We start from the raw sequence: 18,527 nt of genomic DNA, 5'->3' as shown, positions 1-18,527 counted from the left end.
TCGTGTGGGTTCGGGGCTCAGGCGGTCGTCTCGGCGGCTGTCTGCGCGACAGCCGGGTTCGGCAGCGCGGGGGCCGGCTGCCCGTTCTGGCGCGGGTTCGCGTAGTACGCGTGATAGTCGGCCATCGAGAAGAACGCCGTTTCCTGCCGGAAGCGCCACGTGAAGGTCGGCCAGAGCGTCGTGTTCTTGCCGGTGCGGGGGTCGAGATACCAGCTGTTGCAGCCGCCCGTCGACCAGACCGTGCCCTTCAGCTTGTTCTGGATGCGGTTGTTGTATTCGAGCTCGACGAGCGGACGCACTTCGATCGCCTCGGCGCGCTCGGTGCGCATCGCCTTCAGCGCGCCGAGCACGTACTCGATCTGCGATTCGATCATGTACACCATCGAGTTGTGGCCGAGGCCGGTGTTCGGGCCCATCAGGATGAACCAGTTCGGATAGCCGGGGACCGTCGCGCCGAGATACGCGTGCAGGCCGTCGCGCCATGCGTCGACGACGTCGACGCCGCCGCGGCCGACGATCGTGCCGCGCGGGAACGGGTTGTTGATCTGGAAGCCCGTGCCGTAGATCAGGCAGTCGACTTCATGGCGCTTGCCGTCCGTCGTGACGACCGCGTTTTCCTCGATGCGCTCGATGCCCGTCGTGATCACGTCGACGTTCTTGCGCGTGAGCGCCGGATAGTAGTCGTTCGACATCAGGATTCGCTTGCAGCCGATCGTGTAGTCGGGCGTCACCGCGGCGCGCAGTTCCGGCTCGGAGATTTGCCGGCTGATGTGGCGCAGCGCGAGCTTCTGCACGAGCTTCATCGTCGACGGATGCACGGCGAAGCCGAGCACGCGCGATTCGAGCATCCAATAGATGCCGCCGCGCATCAGCTTCTGCGTGAACGGCAGATTGCGGAAGAGCCACTGCTCGAAGCCGCTGACCGAGCGGTCCGGCTTCGGCATGATCCACGGCGGGGTGCGCTGGAAGAGCGCGAGATTCGCGACGCGCGGGGCGATCTGCGGGACGAACTGAATCGCGCTCGCGCCCGTGCCGATCACGGCGACGCGCTTGCCTTCGAGCGGATAGTCGTGCTTCCAGTGCTGCGAGTGGAACGCTTCGCCCTTGAACGTCTCGATGCCGGGGATGTTCGGGTACGCCGCGCGCGACAGCCCGCCCATGCCCGACACGAGCACGCGCGCGCATACGCGCTTGCCGTTCTCGAACGTCAGGCGCCAGCGATGCGCGGTTTCGTCGTAGGTCGCGTTGACGAGTTCATGATTGAAACGCAGGTGCGAGCCGACGTTGAAGCGCTGCACGCAGTCTTCCATGTACGCGCGGATTTCCGGCTGCGGCGCGAACATCCGCGTCCAGCGCGGATTCGGCGCGAACGAGAACGAATAGACATGCGATTGGACGTCGCACGCGCAGCCGGGGTAGTGGTTGTCGCGCCAGGTACCGCCGACCGAGCTGGCTTTTTCGAACACCGCGAAGTCCTGGTTGCCGGTCTGCCGGAGGCGAATCGCCATGCCGAGCCCGGAAAAGCCGGTGCCGATGATGGCGATATCGATGGTTTCTTCGTGATTTGTGCTGTCGAGTGGACCGAAGGACATATTGCGCGCGTTCATCCAAGCGTCTCCATTTGGGCTCATTTTTTACTGTTACATTGATGGATGTAACAATAGTTCGTGAAAACCGAAACCGCAAGCCGGGTAGACATAGCCCTCTAAGCGCGGGATTCAACGGATGCCGAAGCCCGCCGGATGGGCTTGTGCGAGAAAAAGCGCGGCGCCGCGCGGAATTCTGATGTTGCGTTGCGGAATCGCTCGCAGTCCCTAATAAATTAAGGATTGCGATGCGAATTCGATTAGTTCGTTTTGCGCCGCAACACGCCGAACGCAATGGTCAATTGCGCGACCGCATAAAAAAACCAGATGAAATAATCGACGCCGCTGAACGCGCCGAGAAAACGATCGATGCCGATCAGCGCATCGGATGCGACGAACACCAGCGCGCCCGCCGCGATCTGCGGGCCGGGCGTGCGTGCGCTAAGCGCGAGGCTCGCCATCGCGCCGAGCACGGCGACGTAGACGGCCACGGGCGCCGCGAGCGCGGCGAGATGGGGAAGGAACGCGGCATAGAGCGCGGCGGCGGCGATCCACAGCGCGACGAGCGCGATCGCGCGCGGCCCGCGCGGCGTGGCGCGCCACGGCGCGAACAGCGCGCAGTAGGCGAGATGGGCGAGCAGGAATGCGCCGAGGCCGGCGATAAACGACGGCGGCCATTGGGGATGCGCGAGCAGCACGTCGCCGAGCACCGACGCGGCGAGCGCGGCGCCGAGCCACGCGCGCTCGCGCGCAGGCGAATGCCGCAACGCCGCGGCGAACAGCAGGACGCCGAGCGCCGCCTTGGCGGCGGGCTGGCCGGGATAGGGAGCATGGCCGAGCGACAGCCCGTACAGCAATGCGGCAAGCGCGGCGGCGAGCCAGAAGCCGCGCGTGCGCGCGGGCAGGTTGGACAACATGGTCGGACGGTCTCCTCGCACGCAGCGTGTCGTCGGGTGCGCGGTGCGGCGTCTCGGGCGACGCTCAATGTCCGCGCGGCCGTCCATTATCGGCAAGAAGGCGTTATCGGGGACGGACGAATCCTTCTAACCGGGCTGCGGGCGAGGCGTCGCGCCTACTTCGCCGCGAGCGCGGCGGCGGCGTCGCGCTCGGTCCAGACGTTGTCGCCGACGGTCAGCTTCTGCGGAATCAGCTTCGCGGCGTGAAACGCGTCGGCGACGCCCTGTTGCGACGCGACGATCTTCTCGTCGAGCGGCGTCGTGCCGTACGGCACGCGCTTCACCCAGGTTTCGACGAGCGCCCGATCGAGCCCGATCTTCGGCGCGATCAATGAGGCGGTCTCGGCGGGATGCGCGTTGACCCACCGGCCGGTTTCGCGCAGTTGCTGCAATACCGCGCCGACCACGTCCGGGTGACGTGTCGCGAATTCGCGCGTCGCCTCGTAGAAGTTATAAGCGGCGGGCAGGCCCGTGTAATCGGCGAGCGTGCGCGCCTTCAGCGCCTGCTGCGCGGCTGCGTAGTAAGGGTCCCAGACGACCCACGCGTCGACGGTGCCGCTTTCGAACGCGGCGCGCGCATCGGCGGGCGGCAGATAGATCGGGCGGATTTCGTCGTAGCGCACGCCAGCCTTCTGCAGCGCCTTGAGCAGCAGGTAGTTCGCGCTCGAGCCTTTCTGCAGCGCGATTTTCTTGCCCCTGAGGTCGGCCACGGTCTTCAGCGGCGAATCGGCCTTCACGACGATCGCCTCGTTGTGCGGCGACGGCGGCTCCGCGCCGACGTAGACGAAGCGCACGCCGCTCGCCTGCGCGAACACGGCGGGCGGCGCGCCCGTGTAGCCGATGTCGATGCTGTCCGCGTTCAGCGCCTCGAGCAACTGCGGGCCGGCCGGGAACTCGAACCATTTGACCGCATAGCCGAGCGGCTTCACGCGCGCCTCGAGCGAGCCCTGCGCCTTGACGACCGCGAGCAGCCCCGCCTTCTGGTAGCCGACGCGCAACACTTTGCCGCCCGCGTCGTCCTGCGCGAACGCGGCGACGGCGACGAGCGACGCGAGCGCGGCGGCTACGGTTCGGGGAATCCAGCGGGCAGGGCGAATCATCGGCAATCTCCACGACGTTGAAAAGAAGCGAGCGGCGCGCACGCCGCTCGGGTCGGGAAATCGTCGCACGGGCAGCCGCCCGCGCGAACCAAGCATTGCCGATATCAATATGACGCGTGCGCGCCTAACGTTTCTTGGGCGTGTCCTTCGCCGCCGCTCGCTCGAGCTTGGATTCGCGGTCGCGCGCGGCCTGCGAGCTCAGCTTCTTGTCGAGGATCGTCGCGACGCGGCCGCCCAGGTACGCGCTCGACGCCGCTTCGAGCGCCCGGTTCATCTCGCCCTCGACGAACACCGACGACAGCGGGCGCAGCCGCCAGATCGCGTCGACGAGCGCCGGCACGTCGGTCGGCGGCGGCAGCGAGCCTTCGTCGTAGCGGTCGAGGCGGCGCACGACGAGCTCGACGAGCACGCGCGCGATCGCATCGAAATACGGCCGCGTGATGCTGATCGCGTCGAGCAGTTCGCGCGCGGGAATGCCTTCGCGCACCATCGCGGCCGCGGCTTCGAGAAGCGCCGGACTTTTCGAGACGAACGACATGCCGCGCCGCTCGAGCAGGCCGAGCTCGGCGACGCGCCCGAGCGACGCGGGCGTCTGCGGGCCGAACATCTGGATCAGCTGCGCGAGCGAGAAGGATTGCGGGCGCTCGTTGGACCAGCGGCCGCCGATCGCGTTTTCGAGCCCGAGGATCGAGCGAAGGTCGTGGCCGTCGTCGATCGCCTTGATGAGATCCTGGATGTTCGACAGCGTGTAGCCGCGCGCGAGCAGGTGATTGATGACCTTCAGGCGGGCGACGTGCGTATCGTCGTAGATGCCGACGCGGCCGCGCTTGCGCGGCGGCGCGAGCAGGCCGCGATCCTGATAGGCGCGCACGTTGCGCACCGTCGTGTCCGACACGCGCGCGAGCTCGTCGACCGTGTATTCGTTCAACGTCGACGCGTCCGGAGCGGCGTCGGCGGGGGTGGTTGAGTTCGATTTCGGCATGCGACGATTTTAGCGCGACCGCGCGCTTCAGTGCGAGGCGTCGTCGTCGGAGGGCGGCTTGCGCGCGCCGTCTCCGAGCACGCGTTGCATCAGTGCGGTGTCGATCCATCGGCCGTGCTTGAAGCCCACGCCGCGCAGCGTGCCGACGGGCTCGAAGCCAAGCGCGCGATGCAGCGACGTCGAGCCGCCGCGTCCGCCGTCCGCGATGACCGCGATCATCTGCCGCCAGGGGCCGGCTTCGCAGCGCTCGATCAGCGCGGCGAGCAGCACGCGGCCGATGCCGCGGCCGCGGCACGCGTCGTTCACGTAGATCGAATCCTCGATCGCATAGCGATACGCGCTGCGCGGCCGGTACGGCGTCGCGTACGCGTAGCCCGCGACCATGCCGTCGAGCTCCGCGACGAGATACGGCAGGCCGTGTCGCCGCACCGCTTCGCGCCGCGCGCGCAGATCGTCGACGGACGGCGGCGTCTCCTCGAACGACGCGACGCCCGTCAGCACGTGATGCGCGTAGATCGCCTGGATCGCTGCGAGGTCCTGCTCGGTGGCGTCGCGAACGATCGCGGCGGAAAGGGCGGGAGCGCCGGATGTCTTCATTGCAAAACGGGGCGGGAATGGCGGAATCGTTACTATGCTCGCATTCAAAAATGTCCGCAAAGCGAGCGCTTCGATCGCAGCGCGCCGGAATTGCGGACGATGCGTGCGATGTATGACGATGCGCGTCGCGATGATCGCGGCCGCCGAGAAACGCATTCGATCGGCGATCCTCGACGGTTGCGTCCGAAGCCGCCGGCGATCTTATAATCCGCAGCCGTTCCGAGGCGCGTAGCGTAGCGACGAAAGCGACGATAACGACGAAAGCGGACGCCGTCGCTCGATACGAATGCGTAATGAAAAAATGCTCGCGACGATTTGGGCGAGCCGAATAATCAAGACACGATGAACAAGCGAAACACGAGGCCCGCCGATTTCCAGAAGAAGACCGACGCGCGCCGCACGTCCGGCGCGCGAGAAGCGAAGCCCGTTTCGCGATCGGTTGAATCGAAACATGGCGTGCGGCACGCGCATGAAGATGTCGCAACCGCAGAGGTTGCGACGAATGTGGTGCCGGAGCTGCGGGCGCAACCCGCGCGATCGTTGGAGTCGCAACCGAGGCCCGCGATTGCAACCGCTGCGCCCACGAAAACCACGGCACCCGCGGCAACCGAGGCGGCTGCGCCGGCTTCCGCGCCGATCGACTCGACCGATTCCACTCGCTCGACCGGCATGCGTGGCTCGACGGAAGAGGCCGCTCCGGCCGCTCCGGCCGCATCGCCCGAGCTTTCGTCCACGCCCGGCCGACCGGCCGCACGGGCCGGCGTGCGGATGCCCCGCCTGTATCGCGCGATCACGTGGCTGCAAGGCACTTATCAGAAGCTCGACACGGGGCAAAGGCTCTACCTGAATTGCGCGCTCGCGGTGCTGCTGTACTTCGTGACGTTTCCGCTGCATCGCTGGTGGAACTTCGTCGGCTTGCTGATGCTCGCAATCGTCTTCTGGTTCGCGGGGATGGTCTACGACGCGCTGACGCTCTACAAGCGGATCTACGCGACGCACATCGGCAAGGGCCTGCTGCTGCTCGCGTTCACGGGCCTCACGAATCTGTCGATCGCGCTCGCGAATTTGCGGATCAACGGCATCGCCGGCGTCGATCCGTCGAAGTTTCCTCATACGGAAATCTTCGTCGCGATTCTGTCGATCCCGTTCATCGGGCTGTTGATCCTGATGACGCTGTATGCGGCGTCCGTGCTGTTTCTGCCGGTCTACGGCTTCTTTTTCTTCGCGATGGACGCGAAGGCCAAGGCCTTCTTTTCCGCCGGCCTGATTAAACAGGACGAAAGCGCGTATCCAGTGATCACCGGGATTCTCAGATTCGTCGGCTTTTTCGTCTTTGTCGGCATCGTGATCTTTTTCGCGAAGCAGAAGCTCGTCGACTACGACCGCTTCATGACGCAGACCGCCGAGCAGTCGATCTATCAGCTCGAAATGTACGAGAAGGCGCCGTGCGACGTGCCGGCCGGCGCGCGGGTCGCGTTCCTCGACGACGACAACATCGTGTACGCGCTGCGCGTCGGCGCCGAGCTGAAATTCTTCCCGCAGCCGTGCAAGAAGGGCGCGAAGTGATCGATCGGGCCGACGCGCGCGCCGTCGGCTCGAATCACGCGCGCTTCCTGAACGGCACGTCCTCGACGAACCACGCGAGCGCGAACGCGATCGCGATCACCGCCGCCGCCCACAGATACACGGAATGCAGCGAGCTCGCGAACGCGTGCAGATACGCGCCGCGCACGGCGTCGGGCAACTGGCGGACCGCCGACGGCCCGAGCGACGGCGGCAGCTCCGTGTCGGGCGGCAGCGCGGCCGCGAGCCGCGCATGCAGCCCGTTCGAGAACAATGCGCCGAACGCGGCGACGCCGAGCGAGCCGCCGATCGAGCGAAACAGCGTCGCGCCGGACGTCGCGACGCCGAGGTGCCGGAACTCGACGGTGTTCTGCACCGCGAGCACGATGACGGGCATCACCATCCCGAGCCCGCCGCCGAGGAGCGCCATGTACAGATACATCGCGCGCAGCGGCGTGTCGAGCGACAGCGTCGCGAGAAGCAGCATCGCCGCGCCCGCGACGAAGGTGCCCGCGATCGGGAACAGGCGGTACTTGCCGAGCTTCGTGATGAGGCGCCCGCTCGCGATCGACGTCACGAGCATGCCGCCCATCAGCGGCAGCAGTTGCATGCCAGCTTCCGACGGCGTGGAGCCTTTGACGACCTGCAGATAGAGCGGCAGGAACGTGACCGAGCCGAACAGCGAGAGGCCGACGACGAAGCCGATCAGGCTGCACAGCACGAAAGTCCGATGGCGGAACAGCTCGAGCGGCATGATCGGCTCGGCGGCGAGACGTTCCTCGTAGACGAAGCCCGCGGTCGCGACGATGCCGAACGCGAGCGTGAACCACAACTGCGGCGACGACCACGGCAGGATCGTGCCGCCCTGGCTCGTGAACAGCACGACGCAGGTGAGCGCGGTCGCGAGGAACGCGGCGCCCGCGTAATCGATCCGGTGCCGCACGTGCGCGGTGTGCGGCCTGAACGCCGCGCCGATCACCGCGAACGCGAGTGCGCCGAGCGGCAGGTTGATGTAGAAGATCCAGCGCCACGACAGGTGCTGGACGAGAAATCCGCCGAGCAACGGCCCGATCACCGTCGCGATGCCGTACACGCCGCCGAACATCCCCTGATAGCGGCCGCGTTCGTCGGGCGGAATCAGGTCGGCGATCGCGGCCATCGTGACGACCATCAGCCCGCCGCCGCCGAGCCCTTGCAGCGCGCGCAGCAGGATCAGCTGCGTCATGTCCTGCGCGAGTCCGCAAAGCGCCGAGCCGACGACGAACAGCACGATGGCCGCTTGCAGCACGATCTTGCGCCCGTACAGGTCGCCGAGCTTGCCGTAGAGCGGCAGCACGACGGTCGACGACAGCAGGTAAGCCGTGACGACCCACGACAGCTTCTCGAGGCCGCCGAGCTCGCCGACGATCGTCGGCAGCGCGGTCGACACGATCGTCTGATCGAGCGCCGACAGCAGCAGCACGAGCAGCAGCGCGGCGACCGTGAGCCGCACGGATGCGCGCTGGCCTCCGGCATCGGCGTGGTCGGGCGGCGCGGAGGAGTCGGTATGCATGGGGAGTCGCATTGTCGTTGGGAGCGAGTCGGAATGTAGAAATAATCGATTGACTAGTCAATATCTGCTTCGTCACAAAGATTTCCATCGGTTACGAGTCGTAACGGCTGCGTTCGGGCGGGGCGGCATGTCGCCGCACCCCGCGAGGCGTCTCAAGTTTTCGGAAGCCGGGCCGTAATACCGGCGACTGTCCCCCAAACCGGCGGCTACCATTTGCGACTCTCCCTGGTCATGAACGCTTTTTTCTCCCGTTTTTCGATTCGCACCCGGATCTTCTCGACGCTCGGGCTCGTCGCCGCGCTGCTCACGATCACGGGCGTGATCGGTTTCTTCAGCATGCAGAACTCGAACGCCGCGCTCGACGACGCTTATACGCGCCAGCTCGCGGCGAAGACGGCGCTCGCGTCGGCGAGCCTCAATCTCGCGATCACGCGCACGACGCTCGACCGCGTGATCCTGCATCCGGAGGCGCCCGACGCCGCGAACACGATCGCGAAGGCGGAGCAATACCTGGCCGCGTCGGACCGCGGCTGGGGCGATTATGACGCGCTGCCCCGCAGCGACGACGAAAAGGCGCTCGCCGCGCAGGCGAACGCGGCGCGCCGCGCGCTCGTCGACGAGGCGATCAAGCCGATGATCGACGCGCTGAAGGCGGGCCGCCACGACGACGCCGATCGCCTGATGATGATGGCCGCGCCGCCGCTGTCGGTCGCGTGGACGAAGGCGACGACCGCGCTCGCCGACGCGCGCGCCGCGTACGGCAAGGCGGCGTACGACGACGCGGAGCAGATGTACGGCTGGCTGCGGCTGACGCTCGGCGGCCTGATCGTGTTCGGTCTCGTCGCGTGTCTCGGCTGCGCGATCGGCCTGCACTTCGCGATCACGCAGCCGCTCGTGCGGATTCTCGGGCACCTGCGCCGCCTGTCGGACGGCGATCTGACGAGCGAGCTGCACTGGACGTCGCACGACGAAATGGCCGAGCTCGTGAGCGGCTTGACGACGATGCAGCGCAGCCTGTCGGACACGGTGCGCAAGGTGACGGACGGCTCCGAATCGATCGCGACCGCGACGCGCCAGATCGCGGCCGGCAACACTGACCTGTCGCAGCGCACCGAGGAGCAGGCGGCCGCGCTGCAGCAGACGGCGGCGAGCATGGAGCAGCTGACCGTGACGGTGAAGCAGAACGCCGACAACGCGCGCGAGGCGCAGAACTGCGCGGACAGCGCGACCAACATCGCGACGAAGGGCGCGACCGTCGTCGGCGAAGTGGTCGGCACGATGGCCGAGATCGACCAGAGCTCGCAGAAGGTGGCCGACATCATCGGCACGATCGAAGGGATCGCGTTTCAGACCAACATCCTCGCGCTCAATGCGGCCGTCGAGGCGGCGCGCGCGGGCGAGCAGGGCCGCGGTTTCGCGGTCGTCGCGGGCGAAGTGCGCACGCTCGCGCAGCGCTCGGCGTCGGCGGCGAAGGAGATCAAGGCGCTGATCGGCGAATCGGTCGAGCGGGTCGCGACGGGCTCGCGTCTCGTCGGCTCGGCGGGCGACACGATGCAGGAGATCCAGCGCGCGATCGCGCGCGTGACGGGCATCATGACCGAGATCTCGGCCGCGTCGAACGAGCAGCGCGACGGCATCGAGCAGGTGAACCGCGCGGTGTCGCAGATGGATCAGGTGTCGCAGCAGAATGCGGCGCTCGTCGAGCAGGCGGCGGCGGCCGCCGCGTCGCTCGAAGAGCAGGCCGACGGGCTGCGCCGCACGGTCGGCGTGTTTCGCGTCGTCGTCTGACGTTTTAGTGTCGGCCCGCGTCGGCCGATCGCGGGCCCATGCGGCCCGCATGGGCGGCCGATCCACGCGCGTTGCTCAGCCGAAGCGATTCGGCCGCGTCCGGCGCGAATGCGGCGTCGACGCCGTCAAGCGGACGGCGCGGACGGCGCGATCCGTTGCGCCGCGCGCTGCGCCGCGACGACGATCAGCTTCATCGTCGCGCGCGTCGCGCCGACGAACAGCTTGCGCGCCGCTCGCGCGTCGAACGCGTCGAAGTCGACTTCGGTCAGGATCACGCACGGCGCCGCCTGCCCCTTGAAGCGATAGATCGAATCGAGCAGCACGTCGCCTTCCCGATATTCCGGATTCCCGAACAGGTCGTACTTGCCGGTGAAGCTTTTCACGCGGTGCGGGCCGAGCTGGTCGAGCGCCGTGAACGCCGAGCCCTCCCGCCCCCTGAACGAGAGCACCGCGATGTCCTGCTTGCGAAAGCCTAGCGCGAGCGCCTGCGTGATCGCGCGCTTCGTCGCGTCGATGCACGCTTGCGCGGCCGATTCCGCGTCCGTCGCGTCGTACGCGGAGATCGCGATCTCCGATCCGCCGAACGGGCTGCCCGACGTGAGTTCGGCGGCGAGCGGCTCGACGCCGCCGACGACGTCGCGCACGTAATCGAGAATATCGCGCGGGCTGCGGTAGTTCGTCGTTTCCTTGAGCGTCACCCAGCCGGGCAGCGGCACGCTGTCGCGCATGTAGAGATTCTGCAGCGGGTCCTCGAGCCACCACCATGCGCCGCCCGGCGCGACGAGCCGCTCGAGCGCGTCCGCCCACGGCGGCTGGAAGTCCTGGCCTTCGTCGACGATCAGCGTATCGAACTGCCAGCGCTCGGCGATCGGCGTCTGCGCGAAGCGCGTCTCGAGTTGCCCGAATGCGTCGCGCGCGCCGAAATCGGGGACGTGGCCGCCGTCGCGCGCGACCCAGTCGCAGAGCTGGTGATAGTTCGCGATCTTCGCGCCCCCGGGTGCGATTCGTGCGACGTGATCCGCGAGCGGCCGGTTGAAGCACACGTACAGCACGCGCTTGCCCGCCGCGATCGCGTCGCGCATCGCCTGCACGGCGAGCTGCGTCTTGCCGGAGCCCGCGGTCGCGATCACGCGCAGCCGGAACGGCGCGAACTCAAGCCGGCGCGCCCAGGCCGCGAGGCCGCCCGACAGCCGCGTGACGAGCGTGTCCGCCTGGCCGACGAGCGCGCTCGTGTCCGGCGTCAGCGACAGCTCGTCGGCGAGGAAATGGTGGATTTTCGCCGCGCTCGGAAAGGGCGGCTCGTCGGCGGGCAGCGCGTCGACGATGCGCGCGGCGAGTTCGTGCTTGCGCGTCGCGTCGACGATTCGCGCGGGCGCGACGCCCGCGATCGCCGGATTTCTCACCGTGTAGTCCGGGCAATACAGCAGTTCCTCGACGCCGTACGCGCCCGCGCCGAGCGCGGCGGTGAGCCGCCGATGCAGGTTTTCGAGCGTGCGTGCGAGCTGGATCGACACGTTGCGTTCGGTCTGCAGATAGACCTTGACGAGCCCTTTCGGCGTCTCGCGCAGGAAGCCCGCCTTCTGCTCGATCACGAGCACGCGCCCGGCCGGGCTCACGATCACGAAGTCCGCTTCGCCGAATACCGAGAAATTCTGGTCGGCGCGCGTCCAGTGCACGCCGTGGTAGACGGTGTATGCGTCGGGCAGCGTCCGCTCCAGCGTCGCGAGCGTTTCGCGCTCGCGTTGCGCCGCGCCCGTGGCGGCGAGATTCTTCCAGTCTTCGGGAATGATGCGGGCCATGTCGGGTCCTGGCAGTGCGTGCGATGGGCAAGGATCGCCGGCTATTGTACGCAGACGCGTGCGCAGCGGGCGCACGGCGGTTCGGTTCGCAGGATGCGCGGCGGGTCGGGCCCGCGACGGGCGGGCGAGCGCGGTCGACATGAATCGGCTTGCATGCGCGACGCGCGCATGTGCCGATGCGCGTTCGTCGGGCGCGCGTTCGCGGCGGCGCGCCCGGGTGCCGGCGATGAAGTCGGCGCGCAGGCGTCACGCACACGCTCGCGGCGGGGCGCGCAGCGGCACACGCGGCGGATCGAATTCGATGCGGCGACGGCCGCATGTCGACGGACGAATAATCGTGTCGATCGAAGCGGGTATGTCATGTGCGCGACATATCGTCGATGTGGGCGTTTCGACGCGCGGGCGCTGCCGGCGCGGCGCGGGGCGCGCGCGCCGATCGACGCGACCAGCCGCAAGCGGGACGGGAATCGAACGACGTGGAACGGCGACGCAAGCCGTGCGGGCGCGAATGCGAAGTGAGGTGCGATGAGTTGGCGACGAACGTCGCGATTTCACGGAAAGGGGCGCAATCTCAAAATTCGTCGCGGCGACGGCCGCCGCGGCATGCCCGACATCCGCGGGCCGGCGCGCATGCCGCGCGCTTTCGTCGTCACGCGCGCGACAGACGCTTCGCGAGATCGGCGCTCAGGATCGCCATGCGGGCGGGTTTCTCGTAGCAGACGACGTCGTAGACGCGGATCACTTCGCTGATTTCGGTCTCGCTCGCGCGGCCCGTCAGCAGATCGCCCGTCAGCACGAAGATCGGCGCGCCCGGATTGTCGGACGCGCGCACGGCCTGGATCGCGTCGGCGGCGCTGCGGCCGTCGAACATCCACTCGGTGACGACGGCGTCGAACGCCTGGCCCTGCAGCGCGTCGACGAACGTGCCGACACTGCCGAAGCGGGCCGTCACGAAGCCTTGCTCGTCGAGATAGCGGCAGACTTCGTCGGCGCTCACGCTGTCGGCGTCGATCACGGCGACGAGCAGCCTGTCGCTTTCCGCGCGGCGCGGATAGATTTCGATCTTGTGAACGTCGTACGCGTTCTGGTAGAGCACGCCCGTGTGGCGCAGCACGCGCCAGCGGCCTTGCTGCTCGTACGCGACGAACTCGGGGCGCGCGCCGGAGTCGAGCAGGCCGCCGATCCATGCAGTGCACGGAATCTCGGCGATGCCCGCATACAGCACCGCGTCGCGCGCGCATGCGCCGACCATGCCGGGGTCGAGCGCCTGCGCGCCGAACAGCTGCGCGGCGGGCTCGCCGTAGGCTTCGGCGACTTTCTTGATTTGCGCGAGCGTCCAGGGACTGCTGCCGCGCAGTTTGCGATGCCCTTGCGAGAAACTCAGGTCGAGAATGCGACAGAGCTCGGTCGTCTGCTGACGCTTGCCGATGCCGTGTCGGGTCATCAGCTCGCGCACGCGCTCGGCGACCGCAAGGGAATCCGTGGTGATTGCTTCGTTGGCCATACTGCGGGAACGGATCGGTTCGAATAATTCAGAACGGAGCGCCGGATGGCGCACGGTACGGCATCGTTCGATGCCGTCGGATGAGGCGAGCCGACCGGCCACGCGTAGAAAGATAACTTTACCGCAAAACAAAGTTCGTCCTGCGCACTAGTGTGCGTTTTTCTGTGAAAGGTGTTTCCTCAAGTTACTGTGACGGGTTTTCGCCGATGGCGCTTTCGTCAGAACTACCGACATGACCACGACCTATCCGCTTTACAACACGCTCGCTCGCGCCGACGAGCCGTTTCCGTCGCAAGCCGACGTCGCGATCGCGGGCGCCGGCATCATGGGCTGCGCGGCCGCCTATTATCTCGGTTTGCGCGGGATAAAGGCGGTCGTGTTCGACAAATCCCGCATTGCGGGACAGCAGTCGACGCGCGCGTGGGGCTTCGTGCGCCAGCAGGGCCGCGAAGCCGCCGAAGTGCCGCTGATGATGGCCGGCATGCGCCTATGGGAAGGCCTCGAGCGCGAACTCGACGCCGATCTCGAATGGCGGCAGGGCGGCTGTCTCTATATCGCCGGCAACGACGACGATTGGGCGTCGTTCCAGCAATGGACGGACATCGCGCGCACGCACGGGCTCGACACGCGCACGCTCGCGCGCGCCGAGATCGACGCGCGCGTAAGCGGCCTCGCCGCGCCCGCGCTCGGCGGCCTCTACACGGCGAGCGACGGCCAGGCGGAGCCGCGCCGCGTCGCCGCCGCGTTCGCCGCGCGGGCGGCCGAAGCCGGCGCGCGCTTCTTCGAAGGCTGCGGCGTGACCGCGATCGATACGTCGAGCGGCGCGGTGACGGGCGTCGTCACCGAGCGCGGCGTCGTGAAGGCGCGGCGCGTGATCTGCGCAGCGGGCGCGACGAGCTTTCGCCTGCTGGACGGCGTCGGCATCCGGCTGCCGCAGCAGGCGGTGCGCGGCACCTGCATGCGTACGAACGCGCTGCCCGCCGTGTCCGCGTCGACGATCTGGGGGCACGGCCTCGGCATCCGGCAGCGCGCGAACGGCGCGATCAATCTCGCGGACGACATGCAGGTCGACGTCGACGTCACGCTCGGCCATCTGCGCGGGCTGAGCCTGTTCCTGCCCGAGCTGTGGGCGCAGCGCGAGAAATTCCGCTTCCATCTGAACGGCGCGGCGTGGCGCGATCTGACGACGCGCGTCGCGGGCCGCGCATCGGCGATCGAGCCGCGCGATCCGAATCCGCAGCCGAATCCGGCTCATGCGCCGCGCGCGCTCGCGAAGCTGAAGGCGATCTTTCCGGCGCTGCGCGACGCGCAGATCGTCGAGGCGTGGGCCGGCCTGATCGACGTGCTGCCCGACGGCATTCCGGTGATCGACGCGCCGCGCACGCCGGACGGGCTCGCGGTCGCGACCGGGTTCTGCGGGCACGGCTTCGCGATGGGGCCGATCGTCGGCCGCCTGCTCGCCGAGTGGGTCGACACCGGCGCGACGTCGCTCGATCTGTCCGCGTTTCGCGCGGCGCGCTTCGTCGACGGCACGATGCGGCGGCCGACGAGCATGCTGTAACGTCGGCGAGAGGAGCGCGCGCGACGGCCATCATGATAACGGCGGCGTCGCCGTCGGCGCGGCGCACGTCAAAGATCGTCAAACCTTGGGCGTTCGCACGCGGCGCACGCCGCGCGACGACGGTTTGCGCCGCGCGCGGCGGCGTTTCGCGGCGTAAAATCGCGACGCCCCGTTCTGGAGAAAATACTTGCCGTCGCCATCCGATCATCGCAAGTCGCTGCGCTTTCGGCTGCGCCGCGCGCGCGCGCCGTGGACGGCGCCGCGTGCGCGCACGCTGTTCACGCGGCCCGCCGCGTCGCCGCTGCGCACGCTGACGTTTCGCCTCGCGCTCGTCGTCGGCCTGTGCACGCTCGCGTTCCTCGTGCTGTATCTCGATCGCGACGGCCTGCGCGACTCGACGAAGAGCGTGCCGATGAGCATCGCGGATCTCGTCTATTTCACGATGGTCACGGTCGCGACGGTCGGCTACGGCGACATCGTGCCCGTCACCGCGCGCGCGCGGCTCATCGACGCGTTCTTCATCGTGCCGATCCGCATCGGCATCTGGTTCATTTTTCTCGGCACGGCTTATCAATTCGTGATTCAACGGGTCATCGAGGAGTTCCGCATGAAGCGCCTGCAAAAAAATCTGCGCGATCACATCGTGATTTGCGGCTACGGGCTGAGCGGCTCGATCGCCGTGCGCGAGCTGCTCGAAAGCGGTGTCGATCCGGCGACGCTGATCGTCATCGATTCGCAGGAGCAGGCGCTCGAGGCGGCCGCCGCGCTCGGCGTGACGGGGCTTTGCGGCGACCCCGCGCACGAGGACCTGCTGCAGCAGGCGCAGGTGCGCAGCGCGAAGGCGGTCATCATCTCGGTCACCGACGATCCGACCGCGATCCTGCTCACGCTGTCCGTGCGCAGCATCGCGCCCGATACGAAGATCGTCGTGCGGATTCAGGAGAACCTGTATCAGCGGCAATTGCGGCAGGCGGGCGCCGACGTGATCGTGTCGTCGACGAAGATCGGCGCGCTGTTGCTCGCCGATGCGGTCGCGAGCCGCTACATCGTGCCGTTCGTCAACGACATGCTGTCGACACGCGGCCGCGCGACGCTCGTCGAGCGGCCGGCCGCCGCGCACGAGATCGGCTGCATGTCGAACGAGGTGACGGGCGCGCTCGTCGTCGGGCTCGACCGCGCGGGCAAGATCCTGTCGTTCTACGAAGATTCGCCGTGCCGGATCGAGGCGGGCGATACGCTCGTCGTGATCCAGTCGACGCGCGCGATGGAGCGCGCGGGCATCGCCCCGACGGACTGAGCCCGGCGCTGCGGCACGCCGCGCCGCGCGCCCGGCGAACCGCCGATCAGCTCGCCGGCGCGGGCGCGAGCGGGCCGGGCGCCGGGCCCGGCCGCACCGCGATCGATTCGCGCACGAGCGCGGCGAGCTTGTCCGCGTCGTGCTCGGGAATCCAGTGCGTCGCGTGCGGCAGCACCTCGAGCCGATACGGCCCGCTCACGAAATCGCGCGCGAGCTCGGCGCCGCGCCGCGACAGCGCCGCATCCCGCGCGCCCCAGATATGCATGACGGGCACGGGCACCTTGCGGGTCAGGTAGCCGGGCGGCGTCAGCGCCATCGCGCGATACCAGTTGAGCGACGTCGTCAGCGCGCCCGTATCGACGATGTCGGCATAGACGGTGTCCACTTCGTCGCGCGTCATCCCGGTGCTCGCCAGCATTTTTCCGAACAGCCCGCGACAGCGCGTGACGAACAGTTCCGGCAGCTTCGGCAACTGGAACAGGCCCATGTAGTACGAGCGGAACAACTGGTCGCTGCTGAGCATCGAGCGCATGAACGCGCCCGAGTGCGGCACCGACACGGTCGTGAGCGTGCGCACGGCGGCCGGATGCCGGCCCGCCAGCGCCCACGCGACGGCCGCGCCCCAGTCGTGCCCGACGACGTGAACCGGGCCGCCGCCGAGCCGCTCGATCAGCGCGACCACGTCGCCGACGAGATGCTGCATCCGGTATGCGCCGACCCGGCGCGGGCGGGCGCCCGGCGAATAGCCGCGCTGGTTCGGCGCGACGGTGCGGTAGCCGTCGGCGTTGAGCGCGGCGGCGACGCGCGCCCAGCATTTCGCCGTCTGCGGCCAGCCGTGCAGCAGCACGATGATCTCGCCGTCGATCGGGCCCGTATCGACGACGTCGAAAGTCAATTCGTCGTGACTGAACGAAGTCACGCGGCGTGCATCATCCAAGGTCGGATCTCCTGAATTTTGACTTCGGTATCTTGTCTTCCACACGCGAGCGGCGCTCGCGACGCGCTCGAAGCGTCGGCCGCCAGCCGACGGCCGGCGTGCTCGCGTGCGGCTGCCGTCATCGTGCGCCCGGCGGTCGGCGCAGGTGTGCGTCGCAGACGCACGAGCTGCAGAAAGTCTAGACGGCGATTGCCGGTTTGCCTATTCGATATTCGTGATGTGATTCATTGACGATCCGGAATTCGCCTGCGGGGGGCGCGTGGCGGCGTGCGCAACGCACGCGAGCGACGACGTCGCCGCAATTGGGGAAAGACCTCGAGCGCGAAGGGCGGGCGACGGGATTGAAGCCGTGTAGCATCTGAGCCGAACCGGATTCCACTACGATCATCCCATTCAGGACAGGAGAGCGGCATGAGCGAAGCAGACCGCGAGCGGGGCAAGGCGCGCCGCTCGCAGGTGATGGGCGACGCGTTCGTCGAGCGCGCGATGAGCGATCTGGACGGCTTTTCGCGGCCGTTGCAGGAATGGCTGAACGAGCACGCGTGGGGCAGCGCGTGGCAGCGCGGCGGCATCGACCTGAAGACGCGCAGCCTTTGCACGTGCGCGATGCTCGCGGCGCTCGGGCGCGGGCACGAGCTCAAGGGGCATATTCGCGGTGCGTTGAACAATGGCGCGAGCCTCGTCGAGATTCGCGAGGTGCTGCTGCACAGCGCGCTGTACGCGGGCGCGCCGGCGGCCGTCGAGGCGTTTCGCAACGCGCGCGAGGTGATCGACGCGCTCGGGCTCGACGTGCCCGACGATGGCGTGTGATGGCGTGTGATGGCGTCGGGCAGTGTGTTGGCCGCGTGCGAGCCGGGTCCGAGGCCGGGCGGTGCGGCGGGGTGGCGCCGCCCGGGCGCGATCGCTGCGGTCGAGGCCGAACGCGCGCCGATCGACGTTCGTCGTCAATGCTGATGTTTCGGGGTTGGGCGTTCGGCGATTTGTCGATTCGGAGATGCGTGATTCTGGGTTTGGAGTTTGGGGCTCGGAGATTCAGGGGCTAGGAGGCGAGGCGCCGAGGCGAATCGCCGAATCATTGAACCGACGCCGACGCATCGACGAAGCCGGGAACGCCGACGTCGACGACACGAAACGCGAAGTCGGATAGCAGCACCGAAACGCACATGGGAACTCGAAGTGCGCGAAGCCCCGAAGCCCCGAAGCCCCGAAGCCCCGAAGCCCCGAAGAACCGAAGAACCGAAGAACCGAAGAACCGAAGAACCGAAGAACCGAAGAACCGAAGAACCGAAGAACCGAAGAACCGAA

The 18,527-nt window shown here is 67.9% G+C and carries 14 protein-coding genes; 5 read left to right on the top strand and 9 right to left on the bottom strand.

Annotated features, from left to right (window positions below):
- Window positions 1-17: 17 nt before the first annotated feature.
- From WT60_RS27915 to WT60_RS27890, 5 genes are all read right to left on the bottom strand, one after another.
- Window positions 18-1,607, bottom strand: a complete 1,590-nt coding sequence (locus tag WT60_RS27915; protein ID WP_060356570.1) for an NAD(P)/FAD-dependent oxidoreductase — start codon at window positions 1,605-1,607, stop codon at window positions 18-20.
- Window positions 1,608-1,846: 239 nt separating this feature from the next.
- Window positions 1,847-2,503 carry a lysoplasmalogenase gene (locus tag WT60_RS27910; protein WP_060356569.1) on the bottom strand — a complete coding sequence of 219 codons (657 nt, stop codon included), beginning with the start codon at window positions 2,501-2,503 and terminating at the stop codon, window positions 1,847-1,849.
- 155 nt (window positions 2,504-2,658) lie between these two features.
- Entirely contained in the window at window positions 2,659-3,642 is a 984-nt protein-coding gene (locus WT60_RS27900; RefSeq protein WP_059582495.1) for a sulfonate ABC transporter substrate-binding protein, read from the bottom strand.
- A 124-nt stretch (window positions 3,643-3,766) separates the two neighbouring features.
- Complete coding sequence (locus WT60_RS27895; protein WP_038744137.1) at window positions 3,767-4,624, bottom strand: MerR family transcriptional regulator; 858 nt, start codon at window positions 4,622-4,624, stop codon at window positions 3,767-3,769.
- A gap of 27 nt (window positions 4,625-4,651) precedes the next feature.
- Window positions 4,652-5,221 carry a GNAT family N-acetyltransferase gene (locus WT60_RS27890; protein WP_038744211.1) on the bottom strand — a complete coding sequence of 190 codons (570 nt, stop codon included), beginning with the start codon at window positions 5,219-5,221 and terminating at the stop codon, window positions 4,652-4,654.
- Window positions 5,222-5,563: 342 nt separating this feature from the next.
- On the opposite strand from WT60_RS27890, the gene WT60_RS27885 reads away from it, so the two are divergent.
- Complete coding sequence (locus WT60_RS27885) at window positions 5,564-6,787, top strand: hypothetical protein (protein ID WP_145986889.1); 1,224 nt, start codon at window positions 5,564-5,566, stop codon at window positions 6,785-6,787.
- 34 nt (window positions 6,788-6,821) lie between these two features.
- Here the strand turns inward: WT60_RS27885 and WT60_RS27880 are convergent, their stop codons facing one another.
- Window positions 6,822-8,336, bottom strand: coding sequence for an MDR family MFS transporter (locus WT60_RS27880; protein WP_038744140.1), 1,515 nt, complete (start codon window positions 8,334-8,336; stop codon window positions 6,822-6,824).
- Between the two features lie 231 nt (window positions 8,337-8,567).
- Between WT60_RS27880 and WT60_RS27875 the strand changes: the two genes are divergently transcribed.
- The gene (locus WT60_RS27875) at window positions 8,568-10,124 is read left to right on the top strand and encodes a methyl-accepting chemotaxis protein (protein WP_082759479.1); all 1,557 of its coding nucleotides are present in this window, start codon (window positions 8,568-8,570) and stop codon (window positions 10,122-10,124) included.
- A gap of 125 nt (window positions 10,125-10,249) precedes the next feature.
- Here the strand turns inward: WT60_RS27875 and WT60_RS27870 are convergent, their stop codons facing one another.
- Both WT60_RS27870 and WT60_RS27860 read right to left on the bottom strand, forming a co-directional pair.
- Window positions 10,250-11,923 (bottom strand): ATP-dependent helicase, encoded by a 1,674-nt coding sequence (locus tag WT60_RS27870; protein WP_038744142.1) that lies wholly within the window; start codon window positions 11,921-11,923, stop codon window positions 10,250-10,252.
- A gap of 649 nt (window positions 11,924-12,572) precedes the next feature.
- A complete protein-coding gene (locus WT60_RS27860; protein WP_038744145.1) occupies window positions 12,573-13,427 on the bottom strand; it encodes a helix-turn-helix domain-containing protein in 855 nt (284 codons plus the stop codon).
- A gap of 232 nt (window positions 13,428-13,659) precedes the next feature.
- Here WT60_RS27860 and WT60_RS27855 point away from each other — a divergent pair, with 232 nt between their 5' ends.
- Together WT60_RS27855 and WT60_RS27850 are read left to right on the top strand one after the other, a co-directional pair.
- Complete coding sequence (locus WT60_RS27855) at window positions 13,660-14,988, top strand: FAD-binding oxidoreductase (RefSeq protein WP_038744147.1); 1,329 nt, start codon at window positions 13,660-13,662, stop codon at window positions 14,986-14,988.
- Between the two features lie 187 nt (window positions 14,989-15,175).
- On the top strand, window positions 15,176-16,285 hold the full coding sequence (locus tag WT60_RS27850) for a potassium channel family protein (RefSeq protein WP_038744149.1): 1,110 nt from the start codon (window positions 15,176-15,178) through the stop codon (window positions 16,283-16,285).
- Window positions 16,286-16,331: 46 nt separating this feature from the next.
- On the opposite strand, the gene WT60_RS27845 is transcribed toward WT60_RS27850, so the two are convergent.
- A complete protein-coding gene (locus WT60_RS27845; protein ID WP_059669967.1) occupies window positions 16,332-17,222 on the bottom strand; it encodes an alpha/beta fold hydrolase in 891 nt (296 codons plus the stop codon).
- Between the two features lie 411 nt (window positions 17,223-17,633).
- Here WT60_RS27845 and WT60_RS27835 point away from each other — a divergent pair, with 411 nt between their 5' ends.
- On the top strand, window positions 17,634-18,032 hold the full coding sequence (locus tag WT60_RS27835; protein ID WP_060356568.1) for a carboxymuconolactone decarboxylase family protein: 399 nt from the start codon (window positions 17,634-17,636) through the stop codon (window positions 18,030-18,032).
- Window positions 18,033-18,527: the final 495 nt, after the last annotated feature.

Origin of the sequence: Burkholderia sp. MSMB617WGS, from assembly GCF_001532025.2 — a bacterium.
GTDB classification, from domain to species: domain Bacteria; phylum Pseudomonadota; class Gammaproteobacteria; order Burkholderiales; family Burkholderiaceae; genus Burkholderia; species Burkholderia savannae.
Note: the sequence above shows the minus strand (reverse complement) of the source record. Positions and strands in the feature narration are given on the sequence as shown.

What these genes read in the sequence shown, in the direction of transcription:
- WT60_RS27910 (WP_060356569.1), bottom strand. Translation starts at nt 2,503, where the DNA reads ATGTTGTCCAACCTGCCCGCGCGCACGCGCGGCTTCTGGCTCGCCGCC.
- WT60_RS27895 (WP_038744137.1), bottom strand. Translation starts at nt 4,624, where the DNA reads ATGCCGAAATCGAACTCAACCACCCCCGCCGACGCCGCTCCGGACGCG.
- WT60_RS27885 (WP_145986889.1), top strand. Translation starts at nt 5,564, where the DNA reads ATGAACAAGCGAAACACGAGGCCCGCCGATTTCCAGAAGAAGACCGAC.
- WT60_RS27870 (WP_038744142.1), bottom strand. Translation starts at nt 11,923, where the DNA reads ATGGCCCGCATCATTCCCGAAGACTGGAAGAATCTCGCCGCCACGGGC.
- WT60_RS27835 (WP_060356568.1), top strand. Translation starts at nt 17,634, where the DNA reads ATGAGCGAAGCAGACCGCGAGCGGGGCAAGGCGCGCCGCTCGCAGGTG.
- WT60_RS27860 (WP_038744145.1), bottom strand. Translation starts at nt 13,427, where the DNA reads ATGGCCAACGAAGCAATCACCACGGATTCCCTTGCGGTCGCCGAGCGC.
- WT60_RS27875 (WP_082759479.1), top strand. Translation starts at nt 8,568, where the DNA reads ATGAACGCTTTTTTCTCCCGTTTTTCGATTCGCACCCGGATCTTCTCG.
- WT60_RS27915 (WP_060356570.1), bottom strand. Translation starts at nt 1,607, where the DNA reads ATGAACGCGCGCAATATGTCCTTCGGTCCACTCGACAGCACAAATCAC.
- WT60_RS27880 (WP_038744140.1), bottom strand. Translation starts at nt 8,336, where the DNA reads ATGCATACCGACTCCTCCGCGCCGCCCGACCACGCCGATGCCGGAGGC.
- WT60_RS27900 (WP_059582495.1), bottom strand. Translation starts at nt 3,642, where the DNA reads ATGATTCGCCCTGCCCGCTGGATTCCCCGAACCGTAGCCGCCGCGCTC.
- WT60_RS27855 (WP_038744147.1), top strand. Translation starts at nt 13,660, where the DNA reads ATGACCACGACCTATCCGCTTTACAACACGCTCGCTCGCGCCGACGAG.
- WT60_RS27890 (WP_038744211.1), bottom strand. Translation starts at nt 5,221, where the DNA reads ATGAAGACATCCGGCGCTCCCGCCCTTTCCGCCGCGATCGTTCGCGAC.